This window comes from Pseudomonas putida (assembly GCF_004357765.1).
Taxonomy (GTDB): domain Bacteria; phylum Pseudomonadota; class Gammaproteobacteria; order Pseudomonadales; family Pseudomonadaceae; genus Aquipseudomonas; species Aquipseudomonas putida_U.
The window spans coordinates 36,592-61,625 of record NZ_SMTE01000006.1 but is presented as its reverse complement, the minus strand read 5'-3'; the positions used below and the strand labels follow the sequence as shown (position 1 = coordinate 61,625).

19 protein-coding genes and 1 tRNA gene are annotated in these 25,034 nt (G+C 61.9%); 3 read left to right on the top strand and 17 right to left on the bottom strand.

The annotated features are described in order from the left end of the window. Positions 1 to 99: 99 nt before the first annotated feature. From pqqF to rpsU, 9 genes are all read right to left on the bottom strand, one after another. A complete protein-coding gene (gene pqqF / locus E2H86_RS10240; RefSeq protein WP_133327332.1) occupies positions 100 to 2,388 on the bottom strand; it encodes a pyrroloquinoline quinone biosynthesis protein PqqF in 2,289 nt (762 codons plus the stop codon). Continuing rightward, positions 2,381 to 3,175, bottom strand: a complete 795-nt coding sequence (locus E2H86_RS10235; RefSeq protein ID WP_133327330.1) for a carbon-nitrogen hydrolase family protein — start codon at positions 3,173 to 3,175, stop codon at positions 2,381 to 2,383. Before E2H86_RS10235 ends, pqqF begins: the two co-directional genes overlap by 8 nt. 15 nt (positions 3,176 to 3,190) lie before the next feature. Continuing rightward, a complete protein-coding gene (locus E2H86_RS10230) occupies positions 3,191 to 4,873 on the bottom strand; it encodes a flavin monoamine oxidase family protein (RefSeq protein ID WP_133327328.1) in 1,683 nt (560 codons plus the stop codon). Between the two features lie 188 nt (positions 4,874 to 5,061). Further along, a complete protein-coding gene (locus E2H86_RS10225; RefSeq protein ID WP_133327326.1) occupies positions 5,062 to 5,523 on the bottom strand; it encodes an Lrp/AsnC family transcriptional regulator in 462 nt (153 codons plus the stop codon). Between the two features lie 317 nt (positions 5,524 to 5,840). Beyond that, positions 5,841 to 5,917 (bottom strand) — tRNA-Ile (locus tag E2H86_RS10220). Positions 5,918 to 5,934: 17 nt separating this feature from the next. Beyond that, entirely contained in the window at positions 5,935 to 9,678 is a 3,744-nt protein-coding gene (locus E2H86_RS10215) for a bifunctional diguanylate cyclase/phosphodiesterase (protein ID WP_133327324.1), read from the bottom strand. A 117-nt stretch (positions 9,679 to 9,795) separates the two neighbouring features. Then, positions 9,796 to 11,646, bottom strand: coding sequence for an RNA polymerase sigma factor RpoD (rpoD, locus tag E2H86_RS10210; protein ID WP_133327322.1), 1,851 nt, complete (start codon positions 11,644 to 11,646; stop codon positions 9,796 to 9,798). A gap of 67 nt (positions 11,647 to 11,713) precedes the next feature. Then, a complete protein-coding gene (gene dnaG, locus E2H86_RS10205; protein ID WP_133327320.1) occupies positions 11,714 to 13,696 on the bottom strand; it encodes a DNA primase in 1,983 nt (660 codons plus the stop codon). Positions 13,697 to 14,003: 307 nt separating this feature from the next. Further along, a complete protein-coding gene (rpsU, locus tag E2H86_RS10200; protein WP_003255575.1) occupies positions 14,004 to 14,219 on the bottom strand; it encodes a 30S ribosomal protein S21 in 216 nt (71 codons plus the stop codon). A gap of 205 nt (positions 14,220 to 14,424) precedes the next feature. On the opposite strand from rpsU, the gene tsaD reads away from it, so the two are divergent. Further along, complete coding sequence (gene tsaD / locus E2H86_RS10195; protein WP_133327318.1) at positions 14,425 to 15,450, top strand: tRNA (adenosine(37)-N6)-threonylcarbamoyltransferase complex transferase subunit TsaD; 1,026 nt, start codon at positions 14,425 to 14,427, stop codon at positions 15,448 to 15,450. A gap of 15 nt (positions 15,451 to 15,465) precedes the next feature. Here the strand turns inward: tsaD and plsY are convergent, their stop codons facing one another. Beyond that, the gene (plsY, locus tag E2H86_RS10190; protein ID WP_133327316.1) at positions 15,466 to 16,035 is read right to left on the bottom strand and encodes a glycerol-3-phosphate 1-O-acyltransferase PlsY; all 570 of its coding nucleotides are present in this window, start codon (positions 16,033 to 16,035) and stop codon (positions 15,466 to 15,468) included. Positions 16,036 to 16,109: 74 nt separating this feature from the next. Here plsY and folB point away from each other — a divergent pair, with 74 nt between their 5' ends. Both folB and folK read left to right on the top strand, forming a co-directional pair. Beyond that, positions 16,110 to 16,466, top strand: a complete 357-nt coding sequence (folB, locus tag E2H86_RS10185; RefSeq protein WP_133327314.1) for a dihydroneopterin aldolase — start codon at positions 16,110 to 16,112, stop codon at positions 16,464 to 16,466. Then, positions 16,457 to 16,966 carry a 2-amino-4-hydroxy-6-hydroxymethyldihydropteridine diphosphokinase gene (folK, locus tag E2H86_RS10180; RefSeq protein ID WP_133327312.1) on the top strand — a complete coding sequence of 170 codons (510 nt, stop codon included), beginning with the start codon at positions 16,457 to 16,459 and terminating at the stop codon, positions 16,964 to 16,966. The genes folB and folK overlap by 10 nt, the downstream gene beginning before the upstream one ends. A 109-nt stretch (positions 16,967 to 17,075) precedes the next feature. On the opposite strand, the gene E2H86_RS10175 is transcribed toward folK, so the two are convergent. The 7 genes from E2H86_RS10175 to apaG all read right to left on the bottom strand — a co-directional run bounded on the left by E2H86_RS10175 (position 17,076) and on the right by apaG (position 25,016). Then, positions 17,076 to 18,182: a multifunctional CCA tRNA nucleotidyl transferase/2'3'-cyclic phosphodiesterase/2'nucleotidase/phosphatase gene (locus tag E2H86_RS10175; RefSeq protein WP_133327310.1), complete on the bottom strand. Its 1,107-nt coding sequence runs from the start codon at positions 18,180 to 18,182 to the stop codon at positions 17,076 to 17,078. A 60-nt stretch (positions 18,183 to 18,242) separates the two neighbouring features. After that, a complete protein-coding gene (locus E2H86_RS10170; protein ID WP_133327308.1) occupies positions 18,243 to 19,811 on the bottom strand; it encodes a SpoVR family protein in 1,569 nt (522 codons plus the stop codon). Next, on the bottom strand, positions 19,808 to 21,079 hold the full coding sequence (locus E2H86_RS10165) for a YeaH/YhbH family protein (protein WP_133327306.1): 1,272 nt from the start codon (positions 21,077 to 21,079) through the stop codon (positions 19,808 to 19,810). The genes E2H86_RS10170 and E2H86_RS10165 overlap by 4 nt, the downstream gene beginning before the upstream one ends. A 141-nt stretch (positions 21,080 to 21,220) precedes the next feature. After that, positions 21,221 to 23,143, bottom strand: a complete 1,923-nt coding sequence (locus E2H86_RS10160; protein ID WP_133327304.1) for a PrkA family serine protein kinase — start codon at positions 23,141 to 23,143, stop codon at positions 21,221 to 21,223. 282 nt (positions 23,144 to 23,425) lie between these two features. Then, on the bottom strand, positions 23,426 to 23,755 hold the full coding sequence (gene glpE / locus E2H86_RS10155) for a thiosulfate sulfurtransferase GlpE (protein ID WP_133327302.1): 330 nt from the start codon (positions 23,753 to 23,755) through the stop codon (positions 23,426 to 23,428). A 14-nt stretch (positions 23,756 to 23,769) separates the two neighbouring features. Then, positions 23,770 to 24,636 (bottom strand): symmetrical bis(5'-nucleosyl)-tetraphosphatase, encoded by an 867-nt coding sequence (locus E2H86_RS10150; protein WP_133327300.1) that lies wholly within the window; start codon positions 24,634 to 24,636, stop codon positions 23,770 to 23,772. Further along, positions 24,636 to 25,016, bottom strand: coding sequence for a Co2+/Mg2+ efflux protein ApaG (apaG, locus tag E2H86_RS10145; RefSeq protein WP_133327298.1), 381 nt, complete (start codon positions 25,014 to 25,016; stop codon positions 24,636 to 24,638). Before apaG ends, E2H86_RS10150 begins: the two co-directional genes overlap by 1 nt. Positions 25,017 to 25,034 lie beyond the last annotated feature (18 nt).

Below are 25,034 nucleotides of genomic sequence, written 5' to 3'. Positions count from 1 at the left end.
CCATTGACTGGGATTGCGCTATCTTACAAGAATTTTCTGTACCAAAAGGTTAATTATTCGAAATGGGCCCTTGCAGCCGACGTAACAATGGTGACCTGTTCAGGGCCACCAAAGGCTCGGCTCGGCTGTATTGGCCAGGCAGAGCCAGGTCGCATCGGGCGCGAGCATGTGCCCGAGCAAGGCATCCAGATCGGCTTGTTGCGTCATCAGGATAGACTGTCGTAGGCAAGTCAGCTTATCCGGCAAACGCCCCAGGTGGGCTTGCCAGGCCCAGTGGGCGACATCGGCGTTGGTCATGGCCGCTTCGCTGAACTGCTCGGCCAGTGCCTGGCGTGCCCCGGCCTGCAGCCTGACACCTTGTCGTAGCACGGCCTGGAGATGGCCGATGATGTCGCGGTGGCCGGCATGGGGTGACTGCACCCCGAACAGCAGGCCTGGCACGCCTTCGACCTGGCGGAAGGTGCTGAACACCGCGTAACCCAGTTGCAGTTCCACGCGCAGACGCTGGTAGACCGGGCCCTGCAACAGATGCCCGAGCAGGCGGCCGCTGCCTTGCTCCCGACTCGTGAGGGGGTAGAACAGCAGCAACGCATGCTCGCTGCCGGTCGCGGCGGCCTGTTGCCAGCGGCGGGTCAAGGTCGGCGGCAACGGTCTTGCGTCGCTGCCCTGGCCTGGGCAGCGCTGTAACACCGTGGCCAGGGCATTCAGGCCAGTCTCGTCGAAGCCGGTCGCCAGGCCGTGCCAGGCTGCGTGTTGCCAGATCTGCTGCAACTGGCCTTGATCCAGCGTGCAGGCGGGTAGGGGCTCGACTGCCATGGCGTGCAGTGCATCCGGCAGTTGCTTGAGCAAGGTACGGATGGGGATCAGTGGCGACGGTTTGGCTGGTACGCGGGTGAAGGATTCGTCCGTAGGCTTGCGCAGTACCTCCAGCGCTTCCTCGCTGACCCGTACCACTGCACTGGGTACGCCTGCGCAGCGCAGATGCCAGTAGTCGCCCACCGTGCTGAAGTCCAACTGCAACGAGGCTCGTTCGGCCCGCTCATGCAGGGGGGCCAAAGCCTGTTCGAGTACGGCATGCAGGCGCTGGCGCAGTGGCGAGCGGATCTGCCAGCGCAGGTTCAGTTCGGCATGCAGGCGTGAGGCAGGCAGCGCATCGCTGACGCTCAGCGCCTTGGGCAATGACCCGGCAGGCGTGGCTGGCCAACCATTGAACAGCAAAGGATCGGTGGTTTGCAGTTGCCACTGCCCATAGGCATGCTTGGGCAGGCCATCGAGCAGGGCACCGAAAGCGCGTAGGCCAGGCCTGTCGAGGGCGCAGAAGGGGGTGCCCGCGCTATCCCGGCGTGCCAGCTCCAGTGCGCTGGCAGCTTCCTCTCGTCGCTGCTGGAGCAAGGCGAAGCCTGCGTTGAGTTGTTCAGCAGCGGCTCGATGCATGAAGTGGAACCAGCCGTGGAGCAGGCGTTGTGCTTCATCCAGGCAGGCTGTCGAATCAAGTCGCAGGTCGATGTGCCACAGCAACTGGTCTTCGTGGGCATACAGCACTTCGGTCTTGCAGCCTTGTAGCCAACCGCGTTGGCGCAGTGCATCCAGCCAGCCACCGGGGCGGCTGTCGTTCAGCCAGGCCAACAACAATTCCAATGCCTGCTCGCCGCCTGCGGGCAGGCTGTCGTGGGCGAACAGCAATGCCTTGGTGCTCGCTGGCAAAGCGGGTGGGCGATGCTGCGGCTGGTGATGCCCGGTGGGAAACAGGCTGGCGAAACGTTGGCCAAGGCGTTCGAGCTCATGCAATGGTTGAGGGCCGCACAGGCTCAGGGTGATCTGTCCGCCTTGGTAGAAATGCTGGTGGAAGTGCTGCAAGGCCTGCTGGAACGCCACATCCTGCACGGCAAGGGTGTAGCGATTGCCGGCATGGAAGCCGCTCAACGGATGCCCAGGCGCTGCGGCCTGGAGCAGGGCGAAACGGGCCTGGGCTTGCGGATCGCGCGACCAGGCAATGAATTCGGCATGTATCACGTCGCGCTCGCTGCGCTGACGGGCAATGCCCAGCTCCGGTTCGGCCAACATCTGGCACAGCCGCTGCAAAGCGCCGGCGAGGGCATTGGGAGGGACTTCGAAGAAGAAGTCGGTGGTGCATTCGCGGGTGCTCGCGTTGACCTGGCCGCCGAGGGCCTGGACATGGCGCATCAACCCATCCTCCAGCGGGAAACGCTCGGTGCCTAGGAAAAACAGATGCTCGAGAAAGTGTGCGAGCCCCGGCCAACGTGCCGGGGCGTCGTGGCTGCCGGCGTGCACGCGTAGGGCAGCGGCCGCGCGCTTGAGGTGCGGAGCATGGCGCAGCTTCAGGTGCAGGCCGTTGGCGAGGGTGAGATGGCGGGAGTTGTCAGCCACGGCGCACATGCAACTCCTGGCGCAAGTCCGCCAGATACGGAAACGCCTCGCGCCCTTGCGCCACTCGCTCATGGGCCAGTTCGGCCAGCAGCTGGCATTCATCATGCCCGGCCATGGCCAGCAGGCTACCGTCCGGGCCGACGATGCTGCTCTGCCCGCAATACTCGATCTCGCCCTCGGCGCCGCAGTAATTGGCATATACCAAGTAGCATTGGTTCTCTTGCGCCCGCGAGCGCACGGTCACCTGACAGACGAAATCGTACGGCGCCATGTTCGCCGTGGGTACCAGGATCAACTCGGCGCCATCGAGCGCCAGGCGCCGGGCATTCTCGGGGAATTCGATGTCGTAGCAGATCAGCAGCCCGACCTTCCAGCCTTCCAGCTCGACCACCGGGAAATGGTCGGCGCCGGCACTGAACATCGAGCGGTCCAGCTCACCGAACAGGTGGGTCTTGCGGTAGTTGCACAGGCTGTGCGCCTGGGCATCGACCAGTTGCACGCTGTTGTAGATCGCCCCATCGTCGCCGCGCTCCGGGTAGCCATAGGCGATGGCGATGCCCTGGGCTTGGGCGATCGCCTGCACGGCCTTGGCCGATGGCCCGTCGGCGGCCTCCGCCAGCCGCTGCACTTGGGTCAGACCGATGTTGTAGCCGCTGAGGAACATTTCCGGGCACACCAGCAACCGCGCACCTCGTTCGGCCGCCGCCTGGGCCTGCTGTTGCAGGCGTTGCAGGTTGCCGGCCAGGTCGAGAGGGTTGGGTTCACCTTGGAACAGGGCGATGCGCATCGTGTCTCCTACGTGTCAGTCCGGCAGGGCGATCGGGCCGAGGGCTTCGAACAGATCGCCCGGGCCTGGGTTGTCCGGATGGGTCTTGCCGCCGAAGTGATTCATGATACCCCACACCGCGTTCAGCGAAGTCTGCACCGCGCCTTCCACCCAGGCGGGCGTCCATGACACATCGTCACCTGCGATGAATATGCCGCGCTGTTCTTCTGGCATGTCCTGTTGCATGAAGTGCGCGTACATGCGCTGGTTGTAGCGGTAGTGGCCTGGGAGGGCGCCCTTGAAGGCACCGAGGAAGTAAGGGTCGGCCTCCCAGGAAATGGTGATCGGGTCGCCGATGATGTGGCCGGCGATGTCGGTCTTGGGGTAGATCTTCTTCAGCGCGTCCAGAGCCAGTTGCACGCGCTTTTCCACCGGGTGAGGGAGCATCTTCAACGCGTCGCTCATCCAGGCGTACGACAGGCAGATGACCCCCGGCTTGTCATCGCCGTTGTCGAACAGGTAGGTGCCGCGGGTCAGGCGATCGGTCAGGGTCATGCTCAGCAGGTCGCGGCCGGTTTCAGGGTCCTTGTCCTTCCAGAACGGCCGGTCGACCATCACGAAGGTTTTCGACGACTGCATGTAGCGTGTACGGTCCAGCGCCATCCACAGCTTTTGCGAGAACAGCGACTCCTCGCAGTCGATCTGCGTGGTCAACAGCCAGCTCTGGCAGGTGGCGAGGACCGCGCCATAGTGGCGGGTGTCGCCCCAGTTGTCGGTCACCGCCAGGCGGCCATCGGCGGCGCGGGCGATACGCTTGACGCCGCAGCGCGGCGCGCCGCCGTGCAGCGTGCTCAGGCTGGTGCCGGCAGGCCAGTGCGCGCAGCGCTCCGGGACATGGCGCCAGATGCCCTGGGGCACCTGCTCCACGCCACCGACGATCAGGTGCTGGTGGTCGTCGCAGTTGGTCATTACCACGCGGAAGATTTCCAGCATCGAGTTGGGGAAGTCCGAGTCCCAGCCGCCGGTGCCGAAGCCGACCTGGCCGAACACTTCACGGTGGCGGAAGGTCAGCTTGGCGAAGGCGTGCGAGGAGGCGACGAAGTCATAGAAGGTGCGGTCGTCCCACAGTGGAACCAGCTGGTTCCACAGGGTTTTCAGGCGCACCACGTCGCGATCGCGGATCGCCTGCTGGATTTCGGCGAACTGGGCACCGCTTTCCAGCGCATCGGCCCAGGCCTCGGCCACTTCGTGGAACAGGCTGGGCAGGTCCTGGGCGCTCTCGGCGTAGTAGGTCTGGCCTTCGAGATCGATCACCGTGCTCGCCGAAGCCGGGGTCAGCGGGTTGGGAAAGGGCTTGGTTTCCAGGCCGAGCTTGTCGACGTAGTGATAGAACGCCGTCGAGGACACCGGAAAACGCATGCCGCCGAGTTCGGCGACGATGCCGTCGGTGCCGTTGAACGCTTGCGAGCGCAAGCGCCCACCGAGCTTCGACGCTTCGTACACCACGGGCTTGAGCCCCAGTTTCATCAACTCGTACGCCGCTACCAGGCCTGCGATGCCTGCGCCGACAATGGCGACTTCCTCGCCGTACCGCTCAGCCGGAATGCTCCCCAGGCCGGCCGGGTGTTCCAGCCAGTCGTCGAACGCGAAGGGAAAATCCGGACCGAAGATGGTGATCGGTTTCTTGCCGTCGGCGGGATGGCGGTTGTTCTTGTTCATGAAGAGACCTTGCCAGAGCGGCTGCGCGAAGGGCGGAGCCTGAGTATAGGAGATGGCTGAAGGTCATTTTATGGAGCGGTGTGTTCGTAATTAAGGTGCAGAGTAGCTACGTAATGTATTTATTGTCGTCGTAATGACTGGCTACTTCGACATTATGTCGGCGCATGAAGCGCCACACGTTGATCCGCTCAGATCGGCTGCCCCCGGTCGACCTTGCTGCTGAGGATGATCGACGTCGTGGTTTTCTCCACACCTGCGAGGTTGCCGATCTGGTCGAGCAATTCGTCGAGTTGCTCTGGCGATTCGCTGCGCAGCCAGGCCACATAGTCGAACTCACCGCTCACTGCGCACAGTTGCTGCACCTGCCCCATGGCACTCAGTCGGCGGACCACATCCTTGCCCGAGCGCGGCTGCACCTTGATGCCCACGTAGGCCTGCAGGCCCCCATCGATCAGGCGCTGGCCAAGGCGCACGCCATAGCCGGTGATGACCTTGTTCTTTTCCAGACGCTCCAGGCGCGAGTTGACCGTGGTGCGGGCGATCCCGAGCTGACGCGCCAAGGTCGCGACGCTTTCGCGCGCGTTGATTTGCAGCAGGGCGATGAGCTGGCGATCGACTTCGTCGAGGGTGATGGGGCGGGAGGCTGGCATGGTGGGTCTCGGTAGTAGGCCTCTTAGCCTAGCCAGCGGGGGTATGTGCGGCAAGGGCAAACCAGAGGCGCCAAGGCATTGGCCGGGCCGACAGGCTCGAAACCGCAGTGTTCAAAATGGGCGATTTCGGAAGTACTGCTTACATTCTTCTGAACGAGCTACGTCGGCATTGATGATACCGTTCGGTGCAATCATTGCACGAGAGGCTCATCCTCTCATTCTGAACGCAGATTCGTCCTATGCATCTGCATGCTTGCCGAGGTTCGGGTAGCACATCTCGAAACGACAAAAGCCGCGCAATTGCGCGGCTTTCAGATTGGTGGGCCCACACGGACTCGAACCGTGGACCAAAGGATTATGAGTCCTCTGCTCTAACCGACTGAGCTATAGGCCCTCAGGAGGTGGAGGCGATTATAACGAGGGTTTTGAACGGGTGCCATCCGAAAGATCGGACAGTGCTATACGAAGAAAGGATGCAGCGAACTCATCTGCCGGCAGCGGCAGGCTGACGATGTAGCCCTGGATCTGCTCGCAGCCCTCCTGGGCCAGGAAGCGTTGCTGCGCCTGGTTCTCCACGCCCTCGGCGATGATGGTCAATTGCATACTGCGGCCCAGAGCGATGATCGCCCGGGCGATGGCGGCATCGTGGGTGTCGTCGGGCAGGCCGCGGATGAACGACTTGTCGATCTTGAGGATATCCAGGGGCAGTCGCTTGAGGTAGCTGAGCGATGAGTATCCCGTGCCGAAGTCGTCGATCGCCAGCTGTACGCCCAGCTCCTTGAGCTGATGCAGGACTGCCAGCGCTTCTTCGGCTTGACTCATGATGAAGTTCTCGGTGATCTCCAGTTGCAGGTCGCCGGCTTGGAGCTGGTAGTGCTTGAGCAGGTGTTCGATGCGCTTGGCAAGGTTGGGGTGGCGCAGTTGTGCGCCAGCAAGGTTGATCGAAAGCGGGCCGAAACTTTGGTAACGCTTCTTCCAGCGAGACATCTGCTTGCAAGCTTGTTCCAGTACCCAATCACCCAGTTGCAGGATGGTGCCGTTCTCTTCGGCCAGATGGATGAAATGCTCAGGGGGCACTTCGCCGAGGGTCGGGTGGCACCAACGGATCAAGGCTTCGGCACCGACCAGTTGCTGGGTTTTCAGGCTGAGCTTGGGTTGATAGCACAGGCTCATTTCGTTGCGTTCGATGGCGCGGCGCAGTTCGTGCTCCAGGGCGATGCGTTCGCTGGCTTGGGCGGTCAGGTCGCGGGTGTAGGCTTCGACGCGGTTGCGGCCCTTGGCCTTTGAGCGGTACATGGCGGCATCGGCGTTGCGGATCAGCGAGGCGACGTCGGTGCCGTCCTGGGGGTAGAGGCTGATGCCAATGCTGGCACTGGTGAAGAACTCATGTTCGCCAGCCTCGAACGGGGCGTTGAAGCAGGCCAGCAGCTTATTGGCGATGGCGCTCGCATCGCTGGGCCTGTGCAGCCCGGGCAGCAGGATGATGAACTCGTCGCCACCCAGTCGGGCCACGGTGTCGACGTCGCGCACCTGCTCCTTCAAGCGCTGGGCGATACCCTTGAGCAACAGGTCGCCGACCGGGTGCCCGAGGCTGTCGTTGATGTGCTTGAAGCGGTCGAGGTCGAGAAACAGCACCGCGCCCTGGCGACTCGACACTTGGGGGCAGGTGAGCACGGTCTGCAAGCGGCTTTCGAACAGGGCGCGGTTGGGCAGGCCGGTCAGCGGGTCGTGGTGGGCCTGGTAATCGAGCTTGGCTTGAGCGTGCTTGAGGCTGGAAATGTCGGCGAATACGGCAACGAAGTGGGTGATTTCGCGCTCTTGATTACGCACCGCGCTGATGGTCAGCCAACCGGGGTATAGCTCGCCATTCTTGCGTTTGTTGTAGATTTCGCCTTGCCAGTGGCCCTCGGCGGTCAGTTGGTGCCACATCGCGGCATAAAAGGCGCTGTCGTGCTGGCCTGAGGCGAGCAGGCGAGGGGTCTGGCCGAGAGCCTCGATCTCGCTGTAGCCGGTGATCTCGCTGAAGGCTCGGTTGACCGCGCTGATGCGTTGGTCGATGTCGGTGATCAAAACTCCTTCGGCAGTGTTCTCGAACACGGTAGCAGCCAGTTGGAGCTTTTCCTGCATCAGGTGGCGTTCGGTGATGTCGCGGGCGATGGTCAGCATGCAGTCGATGCCGCCGATCGGCAGAGGCCGTGCGGAGAGCTCGCACAGGCGGATCTGCCCGTCGCTGCGCCGCAGGTGGCAACTGAAATCACGGACGAAGCCATCGCGGGTCAATTGCTCGATCAGGCGCTTGCGCTCGTTAAGGTCCACCCAGATCCCCAGGTCGAAAGAGGTCTGGTCGATGGACGGGTTGAGGTCGTAGCCGGTCAGGCGGCAGAAGCCCTCGTTTACTTCCATCAACAGGCCGTCGCTCTGGCGTGACAGCAGCAGGCCATCGGGTGAAGCGTGGAAGGCCTTGGCGAATTTCTCCTCGGAGGTTTGCAGTTGTTCCTGGGTTTCCTTGAGCTGGCTGATGTCACGCACCGCTACGACGAGTGCCGGGATGCCATCGAGTTCGAAGGTTTCAGCCGAGGTCAGGCCGGTGAACAACTGGCCGTTGCTGCGCCGAAACGTCATCTCGAGATTACGGATGCCGCCCTGGTGCAGACGTTCGAGCAATGCCGGGCCGCTGCCACTGACGCCCCACAGGCCCAGTTGGGTCGCGGTGCGCCCGATCACCTGGGTGGGACTCAGGCCGATCTGCTCTTCAAAGGCTTCGTTGACCTCCAGCAGCACGCCGTCGCTGTGCCGGGCGATCAGCAGAATGTCCGGGCATTGCTGGAACACCGAAGCGAACTTCTGCTCCGACAGGCGCAAGGCATCTTCGGTGCGCTTGGTTTCGCTGATGTCGATCATCAAGCCACGCATCACCGGGCGATGACCGTGTTCGATCATGCTGACGATGTTACGCACCCACAACGCTTGGCCGTCGGCACGGATCACCCGGTAATCGAGGCTGTGGTCACGGCCGGCAGCGGTTTCACTTTCACAGTAGGCCTGGGCCCACAGGGCATCCTCGGGGTGCAGGATACTGCGCCAGAAACCCGGGTTGAGCCAGCTCTGGATTGGGTAGCCAAGCAGGTCCTCGGCGTGCGGCGAGACATAGCTGTAGGTGAAGTCGTTGGCGTCTGCCTCCCAGGCGATGGCCGACAGGCTTTCGATCAGACTGCGGTAGTGGTACTCGCTGCTGCGCAGTTCCTGCTCCAGGGATATGCGGCGGGAGATCTCCGAGCTCAGGCGACGGTTGATGCGCATGACCGCAGCGAGCATGGCCAGCAGTACCAGTACGGCGGGCAGGCCATACAGCACCAGGTCGTGCCAGAGCGCTCGTTTATCCACCACATTGCCCACCCAGCGCTGCTGGATCGCGCTGATCTCTTTGTCGCCAAGATCGGCCATTGCTTTGTCGAGGATGCCGACCAGTATCGGGTTGTCCCGAGGGGTGGCCATGGCCAGCTGGTAGCGATAAGGCGTCTCGCCGCTCACGTACAAACCGTCGAGCTTGAGCTGGCGCAAGCTCCAGATGCTCGAGGCGAGATCGCCGACCACTGCGTCCACCGCATCGGTAGCCAACGCTTGCAGCGTCGAGCTGACATTGGGCATGGCCACCAGATTGAGATCAGGGTGCTGGGCGCGCAGCAGCTCGTGGGGGGCGTAATTCTCAACCACGGCCACTTTCAGGCCATACAGGTCGTTCAGTGTGCGAGGTTCCGCGCCGCCCTCGTGGGCGAGGATGACGATGGGAAAGTCCAGGTAGGGGCGGGTGAAGGACAGGTAGGCCTGGCGTTCGGGGGTCGACATGATACCTGGCAACAGGTCGATACGCTGGTTGCGCGCCAGTTCCAGCACTTCGGTCCAGCTTTTTGGCTCCACCGGCGTGAGCGAAACGCCGAGGCGTTCCTGTAGCAAGGCGATGTAATCGGCGGCCAATCCCTGGTATCGGCCCTCCTGGTCGCGAAACTCGAACGGAGGCCAGGAGGCATCGACGCCCAGACTCACCCGCGGATGCGCCGCGAGCCAGGCTTTTTCCTCGTCGGTCAGGGTCAGGGCGCCGGCCGTTGTGTTCCACAGAAGCAGGATCAGCAACAGTATGGCCGGCATCGGCGGCATATCAGCCTCGCGTTCAGGTGGTCTGAAATCGAGTGTAGTCGCGCATCGGCCCCTGCGTCGGGGCGAAATCGCCCTGTCGCGGAAAAGAAAAACCCCGGCCTGGGCCGGGGTTCGTCATCACTCGTCGAGGAAAGATCGCAGGTGCTCGCTGCGCGTCGGGTGGCGCAGTTTGCGCAACGCCTTCGCCTCGATCTGACGGATCCGCTCACGGGTCACGTCGAACTGCTTGCCCACCTCTTCGAGGGTGTGGTCGGTGTTCATGTCGATGCCGAAACGCATGCGCAGCACTTTGGCTTCACGTGCGGTCAGGCCCGAAAGCACGTCACGGGTGGCTTCCTTGAGGCTTTCGACCGTGGCCACGTCGATCGGAGACTGCATGGTCGAGTCCTCGATGAAGTCGCCCAGATGCGAATCTTCGTCGTCACCGATCGGGGTTTCCATGGAGATCGGCTCTTTGGCGATCTTCAGTACCTTGCGGATCTTGTCCTCAGGCATTTCCATGCGTTCACCCAGCTCTTCCGGGGTCGGTTCACGGCCCATTTCCTGCAACATCTGCCGGGAAATACGGTTGAGCTTGTTGATCGTCTCGATCATGTGCACCGGAATCCGGATGGTGCGAGCCTGGTCGGCGATCGAACGGGTGATCGCCTGGCGGATCCACCAAGTGGCATAGGTCGAGAACTTGTAACCACGACGGTATTCGAACTTGTCCACCGCCTTCATCAGACCGATGTTGCCTTCCTGGATCAGATCGAGGAACTGCAGGCCACGGTTGGTGTATTTCTTGGCGATGGAGATCACCAGACGCAGGTTCGCCTCGACCATTTCTTTCTTGGCGCGGCGAGCCTTGGCTTCGCCGATGGACATGCGACGGTTGATTTCCTTGATCTCGGCGACGGTCAGGCCGGTCTCGGTCTCGAGGTCGATCAGCTTCTGCTGGCAGGCGACGATGGCAGCGTCCTTTTCACCCAGGGCGGCAGCCCACTTGGTGTTGCGCTTGGCCAGATCGCTGCTCCAGGTCTGATCGGTCTCGTTGCTCGGGAACAGACGCAAGAAGTCGGCACGGGGCATGCGGGCGTCACGTACGCACAGCTGCATGATCGCACGCTCTTGCTGGCGCAGACGGCTCAGGGCATCGCGGACACGCTCGACCAGCACCTCGAACTGCTTGGGCACCAGCTTGATCGGCATGAACAGATCAGCCAGGGCCTGCAGGGCCTCGATGCTTTCCTTGGCGTCACGACCGCTCTTCTTCAGGACCTTGGTAGTAGCCTGAAGCTGATCGGCGACGGCGCCGAAGCGCTGGGCTGCGACGACCGGGTCAGGACCGCTTTCGGTCTCTTCTTCGTCGTCACTGCCGTCGCTCTCTTCTTCATCGTCGTCCGACTCTTCCTTGGCCGCAGGGGCCTTGGCGCCTGGGACAGGCACTTCGTCGGTCGGGGCGGCGATGTTGTCGTCAGGGTCGATGTAGCCGCTGAGAACATCCGACAGGCGGCCACCTTCGGTGGTGACGCGGTCGTATTCGCCGAGGATATAGTCGACAGTTCCGGGGAAATGGGCGATGGCGCCCATGACTTCACGGATGCCTTCCTCGATACGCTTGGCGATTTCGATCTCGCCTTCGCGGGTCAGCAGTTCGACGGTACCCATTTCACGCATGTACATGCGCACCGGGTCGGTCGTGCGGCCGATATCGGTCTCAACTGCCGCCAACGCAGCAGCGGCTTCTTCGGCCGCGGCTTCGTCGGTGTCGGCTTCCGCCAACAGAAGGGCATCCGCATCCGGAGCACTCTCGAATACGTTGATCCCCATGTCGTTGATCATGCGGATGATGTCTTCCACCTGTTCCGGATCTGAAATATCCTCAGGCAGGTGGTCGTTGACCTCCGCGTAAGTCAGGTAGCCCTGCTCACGACCGCGGGTGATCAACTCTTTGATACGAGACTGCTGTTGCGCTTTTCCGGACATAACACCCTATCCACTGAAGGTCTTGGCGGGCAAAAAACAAGCCGAGGATTATACCCGAGCATGGGCCTCACGCGCCAGATGAGGTCGGCGTTTGTGCGGGAACATTCCGGCTCAGCAGGGCGAGGAGCTGGGATTTTTCCTCGCTGGTCAATTCGCTTTGACGTGATTTCCTGAGCAGTTGTTCCAGGCTGCGCTCGCGTTGGCGGGCGGACAAGCTAGTTATGGTGTCGAAAAACTGTTGTTCAAGGTTGTCCGCGACGATCAGCCATTCCTTTTCCGCCAAGGCCCGCAACAGGCGGCCTTGCTCGGTGCCGTGCCAACGTGCGATCAACTGCATAGAGCTTAGACCAGGATTTTTCTGTGCGGCCTCGATCAGCGCCACCAGCAACTGGCTGTACAGGTGTTCTTCGTCGGCGAAATGACTGGCATCCTCGACCTTGCCGGCCAGCAGCGGGTGGTGCAGCAGGGTGCGCAGCGCGGCCAGGGTCGGCGGCTCCACGGGGGCCGGCACCCGTGGCGGGGCTTCGTCACGTTGCTGCCAAGGCTTGCCGCCCTTGCGGCCCTTGTCCCAGGGCTTGTCGCTCCAGGGCTTCTTGCCGCTACCCTGTTTGGGTTTCCACTGTTGCTCCTGTTGCATCGGCGCGTAGTCCGGCTGCGGCATGTCGCCGTAGTCGGGGGTGTAGCTGGCCATGGCATCGTAGTCATACCCGGGGTCGTAGTCCGGCACGCTACTGGTGGCCGGGACCTGCTGCGCCAGTTGTTCGACCTGCTGGGGATCGAGGCCGGTGATTTCCTTCAGGCGATTGCGCATCAGCTGACGCAGGTTGGCGCCGGGAATCTTTTCGATCAACGGTGCTGCCAAGGTCGCCATGTGCGCCTTGCCTTCCAGTGAGCGCGGGTCTGCTTCGGCGCTCAATTGCTCGAAGAAGTAGTCGGCCAGCGGCTGGGCATGCTGGTTGATGCGGGCTCTGAAAGCGTCGGTACCTTCGGCGCGCACCAGGCTGTCCGGGTCCTCGCCTTCGGGCAGGAACAGAAAGCGCGCGCGGCGGCCATCCTGCAGGGTCGACAGGGTCGACTCCAGGGCGCGCCAGGCGGCTTTGCGTCCGGCCTGGTCGCCGTCGAAGCAGAACAATACGTTGGGTACCACGCGGAACAGGCGTTTGAGATGCTCCTCGCTGGTGGCCGTGCCGAGCGTGGCCACTGCATTGCGTAGGCCCTGCTGGGCGAGGGCGATGACATCCATATAGCCCTCGACCACGATGATCTCGTCGAGGTTGCGGTTATTCTTGCGTGCTTCATACAGCCCGTACAGTTCCTGGCCCTTGTGGAACACCGGGGTTTCGGGGCTGTTCAGGTACTTGGGCTTGTCGTCGCCCAGGACCCGACCGCCAAAGGCGATGACGCGCCCGCGGCTGTCGCGGATGGGGAACATGACGCGGTCGCGGAAGCGGTCGTAGCGCTTGCCGCTCTCGGCGTTCTCGATCAGCAGGCCGGCATCGATCATCACCTTTTGTTGCAAGCTGTCGGCACCCAGGTGCTTGAGCAGGTTGTCCCAGCCCGGTGGGGCGAAGCCGAGGCTGAAGTCGCGGGCGATTTCTCCGGACAGGCCGCGGCCTTTGAGGTAGTCGACCGCGGATTTACGGGTCGGGTGGCTGCGCAATGCCTGGCGGTAGAACTCCGCGGCTGCTTCGAGCAACGGATACAGCGGCGAATCGGTCGGCTGGCGCGGCTTCTGATTGCGCCGCCCCTCTTCGCGAGGCACTTCCATGCCGGCGGCGCGTGCCAGTTCCTCGACCGCCTGGGGGAAGTCCAGGTTGTCGTGGTCCATGACGAAGCCGAGGGCATTGCCGCCAGCGCCGCAGCCGAAGCAGTAGTAGAACTGCTTGTCGGGGCTGACCGTGAAGGAGGGGGTCTTCTCCTTGTGGAACGGACAGCAGGCGGAGTAGTTCTTGCCGGTCTTTTTCAGCTGGACGCGCGAACTCACCACGTCGACGATGTCGAGGCGGTTGATCAGGTCATCGATGAAGCTTTGGGGAATCAGCCCGGCCATGGCAGTCTCGTCATCTGGCAACTGGCAAGTCTAAACGCTAACGCGAAGGTAGGGGCGAGTGCTGCAACTGGGAAGTGCGAGGGGGTGTGTGCTCGTCGCCAGCCGCAAGGGCTCGTCAGACAGGACGTGCACGACTGGTCTGGGACCAGCTCTGACGTTTCAGGCGTTTGCTCCTTTGCTGGTGCAGAAGCACTGGCAAGAAGCGCCTTGGGCTAGCTGCTCAAGGTTTGAAGCGTTTTGAAGCAACCGCTGCCATCGGCCCGGCGCTGAGCCGGGCTGGGCAGAAGCTTTGCGTAGAACGTCTGTATTAGTACAGACGAACGGCGCGGCGCTGTTCGCGCTGAACTTTCTTGGCGTGACGCTTAACAGCTGCAGCTGCTTTGCGCTTACGCTCGGCGGTCGGCTTCTCGTAAAACTCGCGGCTACGAACTTCAGCCAGTACACCGGCTTTTTCGCAGGAGCGCTTGAAACGACGCAGAGCTACGTCGAAGGGTTCGTTCTCTTTAACTTTGACGGCTGGCATCCAGGGCTACCTTAATTCATTACCGGGGTAGACGTGCTCCTGGCAAAACAAAAGGTGTGCTGGAGAACGTCGGTTTTCAAGGGTTGCGGATGTTAACCCTTAGCACGCCGGAATGCAAAGCCTCTGATCGAAAACCGCTGGTCGGCACCCGGCACGGGGACTATCATGCGCGGCTTCGAATTCAGCCCCCACAAGGGACGAGCCCATGCTAGTACTGGGATTGGAAACATCCTGCGACGAAACCGGCGTCGCATTATACGACAGTGAGCGCGGTCTGTTGGCCGACGCGCTGTTCAGCCAGGTCGACCTGCACCGCGTGTTCGGCGGGGTAGTGCCCGAACTCGCCTCGCGCGATCACGTCAAGCGCATGCTGCCGTTGATCCGCCAGGTGCTGGACGAGGCCGGCTGCGTCGCCACCGAGATCGACGCCATCGCCTATACGGCCGGCCCCGGGCTGGTCGGGGCGTTGTTGGTGGGCGCCTCGTGCGCCCAGGCGCTAGCCTTTGCCTGGGATATCCCGGCCATCGGTGTGCACCACATGGAAGGTCACCTGCTGGCACCGATGCTGGAGGAAAATCCGCCCGAGTTTCCGTTCGTCGCTTTGTTGGTGTCGGGCGGTCATACCCAGCTGGTGCGCGTCGACGGCATCGGCCAGTACGAGCTGCTCGGCGAGAGCCTGGACGACGCTGCAGGCGAAGCCTTCGACAAGACCGCCAAGCTGATCGGCCTGAATTATCCTGGCGGGCCGGAAATCGCTCGCCTGGCCGAGCACGGGGTCCCGGGACGATTCGTGTTCCCGCGCCCGATGACCGATCGCCCGGGCCTGGAATTCAGCTTCAGCGGCCTCAAGACCTTTGCGCTGAACACCTGGCAACAGTGCCGAAATGCTGGCGACGACAGCGAGCAAACCCGTTGCGACCTGTCCCTGGCGTTCCAGCAGGCGGTGGTGGAGACTCTGACCATCAAGTGCAAGCGTGCCCTCAAGCAGACCGGCCTCAAGCGCCTGGTGATCGCGGGTGGCGTCAGCGCCAACAAAGCCCTGCGCGCGTCGCTGGAAGACATGCTGGGCAGTATCAAGGGCAACGTGTATTACGCCCGCCCGCAGTTCTGTACCGATAACGGCGCGATGATCGCGTATGCCGGTTGCCAGCGGCTGTTGGCCGGGCAGCGCCAGGATCTCGCGATCAGCGTGCAGGCGCGTTGGCCGATGGAGCAACTGCCGCCGGTATGAGGGGCCACGGGCGCGTCAGAAATGCCTTTCGCGCCCGGCGAACAGATCGCGCAGGTTGTTGCGATGGCGCCAGACGATCATCACGGTGAGCACGGCGATCGGTAACAGGGCTTCAGGTTGACGCCAGGCCAGCAGTGGCAGGGTCAACGGCGTTGCGACCAATGCGGCGAGGGAGCTGGTGCGGGTCAGATAGAAGGTCAGCAGCCAGGCGCCGATGGCCAGCAGGGCGGCCGGGAAGTACAGGCCCATGAGCATGCCGGCGGCGGTGGCGACGCCCTTGCCGCCCTTGAAGCGGAAATACAGCGGGAACAGGTGACCGAGCACCGCGCAGACGCCGATCCAAGCCTGTTCCTGGAGGTCGAGGCCGGCAGCGCGAGCGAGCAGAACGGGCATCAGCCCCTTGCACAGGTCGCCAAGCAGGGTCAGGATCGCCAATTTGCGGCCTGCCAGACGTAGCATGTTGGTGGCGCCGGCATTGCCCGAACCGCTGGAACGCGGGTCCGGGCTGCCCGAAAGGCGGCTGAGGACGATGGCGAAGGACAGCGAGCCGAGCAGGTAGGCGAGCAGCGCCAATAACCAAAACATGCTAACTATTCCGGGCGAGGACGCCCTGATTCTAACGGCGCCCGTCGCCCTTGTCGTGCTGTGGAGAGAAGTGCTTGGACAGAGTGTTCATCGAAGGCCTGGAAGTCGATACCGTCATCGGTGCCTATGACTGGGAGCGGGATATTCGCCAGTGCCTGCGCCTGGACCTGAGCTTCGCCTGGGATAACCGCCCGGCGGCGGCCGGTGACGACTTGAACCTGGCATTGGACTATGCCAGCGTTTCGGCGCGGATCCAGGCATTCGCCGAGCAGGCCCGCTTCGAGTTGGTGGAAACCTTCGCCGAGCGCCTGGTCGCGGTACTGATGGCTGAATTCCAGATTCCCTGGGTGCGGCTGAAGCTGACCAAGCCAGGCGCCGTGCCTGCGGCCCGTGGTGGTGTTGGCGTGGAGATCGAGCGCGGATGTCTCTGAGCACGGTTTACCTGGGCCTTGGCAGCAATATCGACCGCCATGCGCACTTGTGTGCAGGGCTCGATGCGCTGGCGACGATTCTGGGCGACATGCGTTGCTCTCCCGCGTTCGAGAGCCAGGCGGTGGGGATCAAGAGCGGGCCGTTCATCAACTTCGTGGTGACCGGTACTACCGAGCTGCCTTTGATCGAGCTGGATCGCCGGCTGAAGTTCATCGAGGCCGACAATGGCCGTTATGCGCCGGACCGCAAGGGGTTGCCGCTGGACATCGACGTACTTATGTATGACGACCTGCATGGCACGTTCGACGGGCTGGTACTGCCTCGAGCCGAAATTCTGAAAAATGCCTTCGTGCTGTGGCCGTTATCGCTACTGGCGCCCGAGCTGGTGCATCCAGGCGTGGGCAAGAGCATGGCGCAGTTGTGGCAGGAAGCACGGATCGACCAGGTGCTGGCACCCGTTGTCTTCGAATGGAATGGGCTGCAGCTGACGCCTGATTGAGTTTGTGCCGTCCTCTTCGCGGGCAAGCCCGCTCCCACAGGTACCGCGCCGTTTAGAGGCCTTGCAGTGCACTGTGGGAGCGGGCTTGCCCGCGAAGAGGACGGTAGCCTCAATCGAGTTTGTAGGTCTCGAGTGCTTCCAGCCGCTGCGCCTTGAGCGCGTCGCCCAGCGCTTGGCCGGTCAGTCCGGCCTCTAGCAGCGGTTTGACGTCTACCGCTCGGGCTACCGCTGCAGCTTTGCGTAGATACGCTGCCTGTGGATAAATGGAGTCATCGATCCCCCGCGCCGCCATCTCGCATGCCGCCAGAAAGTCCTCGAAGCGTTGCGGCCGTCGGTACACATCGAATTTCTGCAGCATCTGCAACAGGTCTGCAGGGGCCAACGTCAGGGCGTCGTCGGCCCGGTCGGCGAATTCCGCCACCAGTACGGCCAATTCCTGGCATTCCCTTGGCGCCTTGAAACGTTGGTTGAGCGCCTTGATGGCCGCTGGCTCCAGCCCGCGCAGCAAGCAGGCCCAGCGTACATGTATCGGTTGCTTGTGCAGAGCCGCCTGCTGCAGTGCAGGCAGAGTGTCGATGTCGCGCTCCAGCTCCGGCATCAACTCTGGCAGGGCGCCGCAGGCACTCAGTACCTGGATGAACACCTGGGGCTGGTCTTCCATCAAGGCACGCTCGATTTCCTTCCAACTGCGCTCGGCGGTCAGCGCCTGCAGCTCACCCGAGGCGCTGATCTGGCGCATCAGTTCCAGCGTTTCGTCCGCGACCTGAAAACCCAGGGGCGCATAGCGGGCAGCGAAGCGGGCGACACGCAGCACCCGCAAGGGATCTTCGGCGAACGCGGGGGAAACATGACGTAAAAGGCGCTGACTAAGGTCTTCTTGGCCATGGTAGGGGTCGTGAATCACGCCCTGTTCGTCCTCGGCCATGGCATTGATCGTCAGGTCGCGGCGAATCAGGTCCTGTTCCAGGGTCACATCCGGGCTGGCATGGAAGGTGAACCCGCCATAACCCCGGCCACTCTTGCGCTCGGTCCGGGCCAGGGCGTATTCCTCGCCTGTCTGCGGATGCAGGAAAACCGGAAAGTCAGCGCCTACCGGGCGATAGCCCTTGGCGTGCATTTCCTCGACGGTAGCGCCGACCACCAGCCAATCTATATCGCTGACCGGGCGCCCCAGCAGACGGTCGCGCACTGCGCCGCCAACTTTGTAGATATGCATGTGCAGCCTCCATTACTGCCGACAGGATACCCTGTCGGCAGTAATGGCGTTGAGCCGATGCTAGAGATGATGGATGACGGCCAGGTCCATGCGGCCATAGTCGCCGCTTTCACCGTGCTCGCCACGTGGGGGCATATGGTGAGTCTTGATGATCTGGTCCCCCTGGACGGTCTCCAGGTGAATGTCGAAGCCCCACAGACGGTGCAGATGCTTGAGGACCTCCTCGGTAGAGTCGCCTAAAGGTTTACGGTTGTGCTGTTGGTGACGCAAGGTCAGCGAGCGGTCGCCGCGTCGATCGATGCTCCAGATCTGCACGTTGGGCTCACGGTTGCCCAGGTTGTATTGGGCGGCCAGCTGTTCGCGGATGGTACGGTAGCCGTCCTCGTCATGGATGGCCGGCACCAGGAGGTCTTCGCGCTGGTCGTCGTCCAGGATGCTGAACAGTTTGAGGTCGCGAATGACCTTGGGCGACAGATACTGCAGGATGAAGCTCTCGTCCTTGAAGCTGCTCATGGCGAACTTGATGGTAGAAAGCCAATCACTGCCGGCAATGTCGGGGAACCAGCGGCGATCCTCCTCGGTAGGGTGCTCGCACATGCGGCGGATGTCGGTATACATGGCAAAGCCCAGCGCATACGGGTTGATGCCGCTGTAATAAGGGCTGTCGAAGCCAGGCTGGAACACCACGCTGGTGTGCGATTGCAGAAACTCCATCATGAAGCCTTCGGTAATCAGGCCTTCATCGTACAGATCGTTCATCAACGTGTAGTGCCAGAAGGTGGCCCAGCCTTCGTTCATCACCTGGGTCTGACGTTGTGGGTAGAAGTACTGGGCGATCTTGCGCACGATCCGCACCACTTCACGTTGCCAGGGTTCCAGCAGCGGGGCGTTCTTCTCGATGAAGTAGAGGATGTTTTCCTGGGGCTCGGCGGGGAAGCGCGCATCGTCCCGCTCGCCGCCTTTCTCGGCGCTTTTCGGGATGGTCCGCCACAGGTCGTTGATCTGCCGCTGCAGGTGCTCTTCCCGGTCTTTCTGCCGCCGTCGCTCCTCCTCCGCGGATATCGGATAGGGGCGCTTATAGCGATCGACGCCGTAGTTCATCAGGGCATGGCAAGAGTCGATCAGGTCCTCCACAGCGTCAATGCCGTGACGCTCCTCGCATTGGGCGATGTACTGCTTGGCGAACACCAGGTAATCGATGATCGAGGTAGCATCGGTCCAGGTGCGGAACAGGTAGTTGCCCTTGAAGAAACTGTTGTGGCCGTAGCAGGCGTGGGCAATCACCAGTGCCTGCATGCACATGGTGTTCTCTTCCATCAGGTAGGCGATGCACGGATCGGAGTTGATCACGATTTCATAGGCCAGGCCCATCTGGCCCCGGCTATACGACTTTTCGGTGCTGAGGAACTGTTTGCCGTAGGACCAATGGTGGTAGCCGAGCGGCATGCCGACCGACGCGTAGGCGTCCATCATTTGCTCGGCGGTGATCACCTCGATCTGGTTGGGGTAGGTGTCCAGGGCGTAACGCTCGGCCAGCCGGCTGATTTCCCGATCGTAGGTCTGGATCAGCTCGAACGTCCACTCGGACCCGGTGGAAATGGGTTGGCGTCTCTGTGCTCTGGCGGTCATGTGGCTAACCTGCGCTGGAAGAGTTCACGGAAGACCGGGTAGATATCGCCGGCCGATACCAACTGCTGTTGGGCGAATGTGTCGGGGAAAGCCTCGCCGATACGCTCGTACTCATACCAGAGGGCTTGGTGCTCGCGTGGGGTGATCTCAACGTAAGTGTAGTACTGCACATGCGGCATGATCTGCTTGGAGAGAATCTCGCGGCAGATCGGCGAGTCGTCGTTCCAGTTGTCGCCGTCGGAGGCCTGGGCAGCGTAGATGTTCCAGTCGCTGGCCGGGTAACGCTCGGCCATGATCTCCTGCATCAGCTTGAGCGCGCTGGAAACGATGGTGCCGCCGGTTTCCCGGGAGTAGAAGAATTCTTCCTCGTCCACTTCCCGAGCACTGGTGTGATGGCGGATGAACACCACTTCGATGCGATCGTAATTACGCTTGAGGAACAGGTACAGAAGGATGAAGAAGCGTTTGGCGATGTCCTTGGTGGCCTGGGTCATGGAGCCGGACACGTCCATCAGGCAGAACATCACCGCCTTCGAGCTGGGGTTGGGCTGCTTGACCAGCAGGTTGTACTTGAGGTCGAAGGTATCGAGGAACGGTAGGCGGTTGATGCGCGCCTTGAGGCGTTCTATCTCCTGTTCGACTTCCTGGATATCGGTGAAATTGGCAGGCTCTTCGACCTTCAGCCGCGCCAATTCCTTCTGCGCCTCGCGCAGCAATGCTCGGCTGCTGCCGGTCAGGGCGATGCGCCGGGCATGGGCCGAACGCAGGGTGCGGACGATGTTGATGCGCGACGGGTTGCCCTCATTGGCGATGCCCGCGCGGACGGTCTTGAAGGTATCGGCGCCGGTCAGGTGACGCTTGACCAGATTGGGCAGTTCGAGGTCCTCGAACATGAATTCGAGAAACTCCTCCTGGGTGATCTGGAAGACGAAGTCGTCCATACCTTCGCCAGAGTTGCCGGCCTTGCCACGCCCGCCGCCGCCCCCACCGCCCTGCGGCCTGGCGATGTGTTCACCGGCGGTGAATTCCTTGTTGCCAGGGTGCACGATGGTCTGTTTGCCGCCGCGACCGTGGTGCAGCACCGGTTCGTCGATGTCCCGTCCAGGAATGCTGATCTGCTCGCCATGCTCCATGTCCATGATGGAGCGGCGGCTCACGGCTTCCTCGACAGCTTTCTTGATGTGTTCACGGTAACGCCGCAAGAAGCGCTGGCGGTTGACCGTGCTCTTGTTCTTGCCGTTCAGGCGTCGGTCGATAACGTAGCTCATGACCCCTCCGGTAGCTGGGAACAGCTGCAAGCCACAAGCTTCAAGCTGCAAGAGAGAGCAGCCACCTGGGCTGCAAGCTGCGGCGCAGGCCGGAGCGCTGACGCCGAGCAGCTTGCCGCTTGCGGCTAAAAGCTTGCCGCTTTATTGCGATTTCCTGACCCGCAGGTACCATTCCGACAGCAAGCGCACCTGCTTGTCGGTATAGCCACGCTCCACCATCCGCGTGACGAAGTCGTTGTGTTTCTGTTGGTCCTCCTTGCTGGCCTTGGCGTTGAAGCTGATGACCGGCAGCAGGTCTTCGGTGTTGGAGAACATTTTCTTCTCGATCACCACCCGCAGCTTCTCGTAGCTGAGCCAGCTCGGGTTCTTGCCGTTGTTGTTGGCGCGGGCACGCAGAACGAAATTGACGATCTCGTTGCGGAAGTCCTTCGGATTGCTGATCCCGGCCGGTTTCTCGATTTTTTCGAGCTCCTCGTTGAGGGCGATGCGGTTGAGGATTTCGCCCGTTTCCGGGTCGCGGTATTCCTGGTCCTGGATCCAGAAGTCGGCGTACAGCACGTAGCGGTCGAAGATGTTCTGCCCGTATTCGCTGTAGGACTCCAGGTAGGCAGTCTGGATTTCCTTGCCGATGAACTCGATGTAGCGCGGTGCCAGGTACTCCTTCAGGTAACGCAGGTAGCGCTCACGCACTTCGGCCGGGAATTGCTCCTGCTCGATCTGTTGTTCCAGCACGTAGAGCAGGTGGACCGGGTTGGCGGCTACCTCATGCGGGTCGAAGTTGAAGACCTTGGAGAGAATCTTGAAGGCGAAGCGGGTCGACAGGCCATTCATGCCCTCGTCGACGCCCGCGGCGTCGCGGTATTCCTGGATCGACTTGGCCTTGGGGTCGGTATCCTTGAGGTTCTCGCCGTCATAGACGCGCATCTTCGAATAGATGTTGGAGTTTTCCGGCTCCTTCAGGCGCGACAGCACGGTGAACTGGGCCAGCATCTTCAGGGTGTCGGGCGCGCAATGGGCTTTGGCCAGTGAGCTGTTGATCAGCAGTTTGTCGTAGATCTTGATTTCATCGCTGACGCGCAGGCAATACGGTACTTTGACGATGTAGATCCGGTCGATGAACGCCTCGTTGTTCTTGTTGTTACGGAAGGTATGCCATTCCGATTCGTTGGAGTGAGCCAGCAGAATCCCGGAATAGGGGATCGCGCCCAGACCCTCGGTGCTGTTGTAGTTGCCTTCCTGGGTAGCGGTAAGCAGCGGGTGCAGGACCTTGATCGGCGCTTTGAACATCTCGACGAATTCCATCAGGCCCTGGTTGGCCCGGCACAGTGCCCCCGAATAGCTGTAGGCGTCGGCGTCGTTCTGCGGGAACTCTTCCAGCTTGCGGATATCCACCTTGCCCACCAGGGCAGAGATGTCCTGGTTGTTCTCATCGCCCGGTTCGGTCTTGGCGATGGCCACCTGATTGAGGATCGAGGGGTACAGCTTGACCACTTTGAACTTGCTGATATCGCCGCCGAACTCCTGCAGGCGCTTGGTGGCCCAGGGCGACATGATGGTGTTCAGGTAGCGCCGCGGGATGCCGTACTCTTCCTCGAGAATGGCCCCGTCTTCGGTAGCGTTGAACAACCCCAGCGGCGACTCGAACACCGGTGAGTCCTTGATGGCGTAGAACGGTACCTTTTCCATCAGTTGCTTGAGTTTCTCGGCCAGCGAGGACTTGCCGCCGCCGACCGGGCCGAGCAGGTAGAGGATCTGTTTCTTCTCTTCCAAGCCTTGGGCGGCGTGGCGGAAGTACGAAACGATCTGGTCGATGCACTCTTCCATGCCATGGAAGTCGGCGAAGGCCGGATAGCGGCGGATCACCTTGTTGGAGAAGATCCGCGACAGTCTGGAGTTGGTAGAGGTGTCGATCAGCTCCGGCTCACCGATGGCCAGCAACAGCCTTTCCGCCGCCGATGCATAGGCGCTACGATCCTCCTTGCACAGCTCGAGGTACTCCTGCAGCGAAAACTCTTCCTGGCGGGTTGATTCGAAACGTTGTTGGAAGTGGCTAAAAATGCTCATGACGTCACCTCGCTCGATACGTGGAGACGACGCCGGATCAGTCAGCTGATGCTGGCACGCAGCCGGTTTCGCCGACTGCTGTATACCCCCCAGAACACCCTGAAACGCTACCGATGACCCGCACGCCGGTGTACCGGCTCTCCCCTTTTTTGGATGGCCTGGGCTTAAGGATAGTTGGTAATCCGCAAGGTCAAGGGCGAGGGATGCAGAAGTTGCGCACGACCGTTCGTCAGGTGCGGCGCTAACCCGCGTGGGACGCGGGCTGCAGTAAAAATGAAAAAATTATTCGGTATCGCCTTGGGCCGTTTCTGCCGGGTAAGTGCTACGCCACAGTTCGAAGCCCCCATCGACGCTGTAGACGTCCGAGAAGCCTTGGCCCGCGAGATAGGCGGCTGCGCTCTGGCTGGAGTTTCCGTGGTAGCAGACCACCAGAGTGGGCGCGTCGAGGTCGGCGTTGCGGATGAAGTCGGCGACCGAGTGGTTGTCCAGGTGCTTGGCGCCGGTGATGTGTCCGGCGGCGAAAGCCTGTGGGTCGCGAATGTCGACGACGACCGCACCTTGCGCCCGAAGGGCCAGGGCCTGCTCGGGAGGGATGCGCTTGAATTCGCTCATGGGGGGACTTTCCTTCAGGTTTGATCGTTGATGTTAGTCGATGGTGCGGGCTGCCGTGGGTGCCCGTCGTCGGCGCACTCGCAGCGGTGATATTCGCCGCTGTCGACGTTGTACAAGGTCATGGCGCCGCCCCAGACGCAACCGGTATCCAGGGCGATCAGGTCAGGGGCGTCGACCTTGCCCTGCAGCGCCGCCCAGTGACCGAAGATGATCTTGACGTGGCGCGAACGGCGGCCTTTGTGGGCGAACCACGGCTTGTAGCCTTTCGGAGCGGTGCCCAGGCCTTCCTTGCTCTTGAGGTCAAGTTTGCCTGCCTCGGTGCAAAAGCGCATACGGGTGAGGCAGTTGGTGATGACGCGCAGGCGCTCGATGCCGGTAAGCTTGTTGCTCCACTTGCTCGGCTCATTGCCGTACATGCCCTCCAGGAACAGCTGCAGGCGGGTGTCGTCGCGCAGCACCTGCTCGACCTCCGCCGCCAGTTCGAGCGCCTTGCCCAGGGTCCACTGGGGCGGAATGCCGGCGTGCACCATGGCGATGCCGCGCGGCTCGTCGTAATGCAGCAGCTTCTGCTGGCGCAGCCAGTCGAGCAGTTGATCGGCATCGGGGGCTTCGAGGATCTCGCGCAGGGTGTCGTTCTTTTTCAGCCGCTCGACATTGTTCCAAGCTGCCAGCAGGTGCAGATCATGGTTGCCTAGCACGCACACCAGCGATTGGCGTATCGAATAGAGGTAGCGCAGGGTTTCCAGTGATTCTGGACCGCGGTTGACCAGGTCGCCGACCAGCCACAGGCGATCGACGGCAGGATCGAAGCGGACCCGCTCGAGCAGGCATTTGAGTGGTTGCAGGCAACCTTGCAGGTCGCCGACGGCGTAAGTAGCCATCAGTGCAGAGCCCCGGGCACCGCGAGGCGGAAGGGCGCGATCTGGGCATCGAAGCGTTTGCCGTCTTCGCTGAGCATCTGGTAACTGCCCTGCATGGTGCCTACGCGGGTGGTGATCACCGCGCCACTGCTGTAGGTATGACTCTTGCCCGGATCCAGGGTCGGCTGTTGGCCGACGACACCATCGCCGCGCACTTCCTCGACTTCGCCATCACCGTTGGTGATCAGCCAGTGACGGGACATGAGCTTGGCCCTTGTCGAGCCGTTGTTTTGCACGGTAATGGTATAGGCGAAAGCGAAACGACCGTTTTCCGGGTCGGATTGTTCTTTTAGATAGCGGGTCACGACGCTGACGTCGATTTGATAGCGGGGGTCGGACATGCAAGGGCCTTGAGCGAG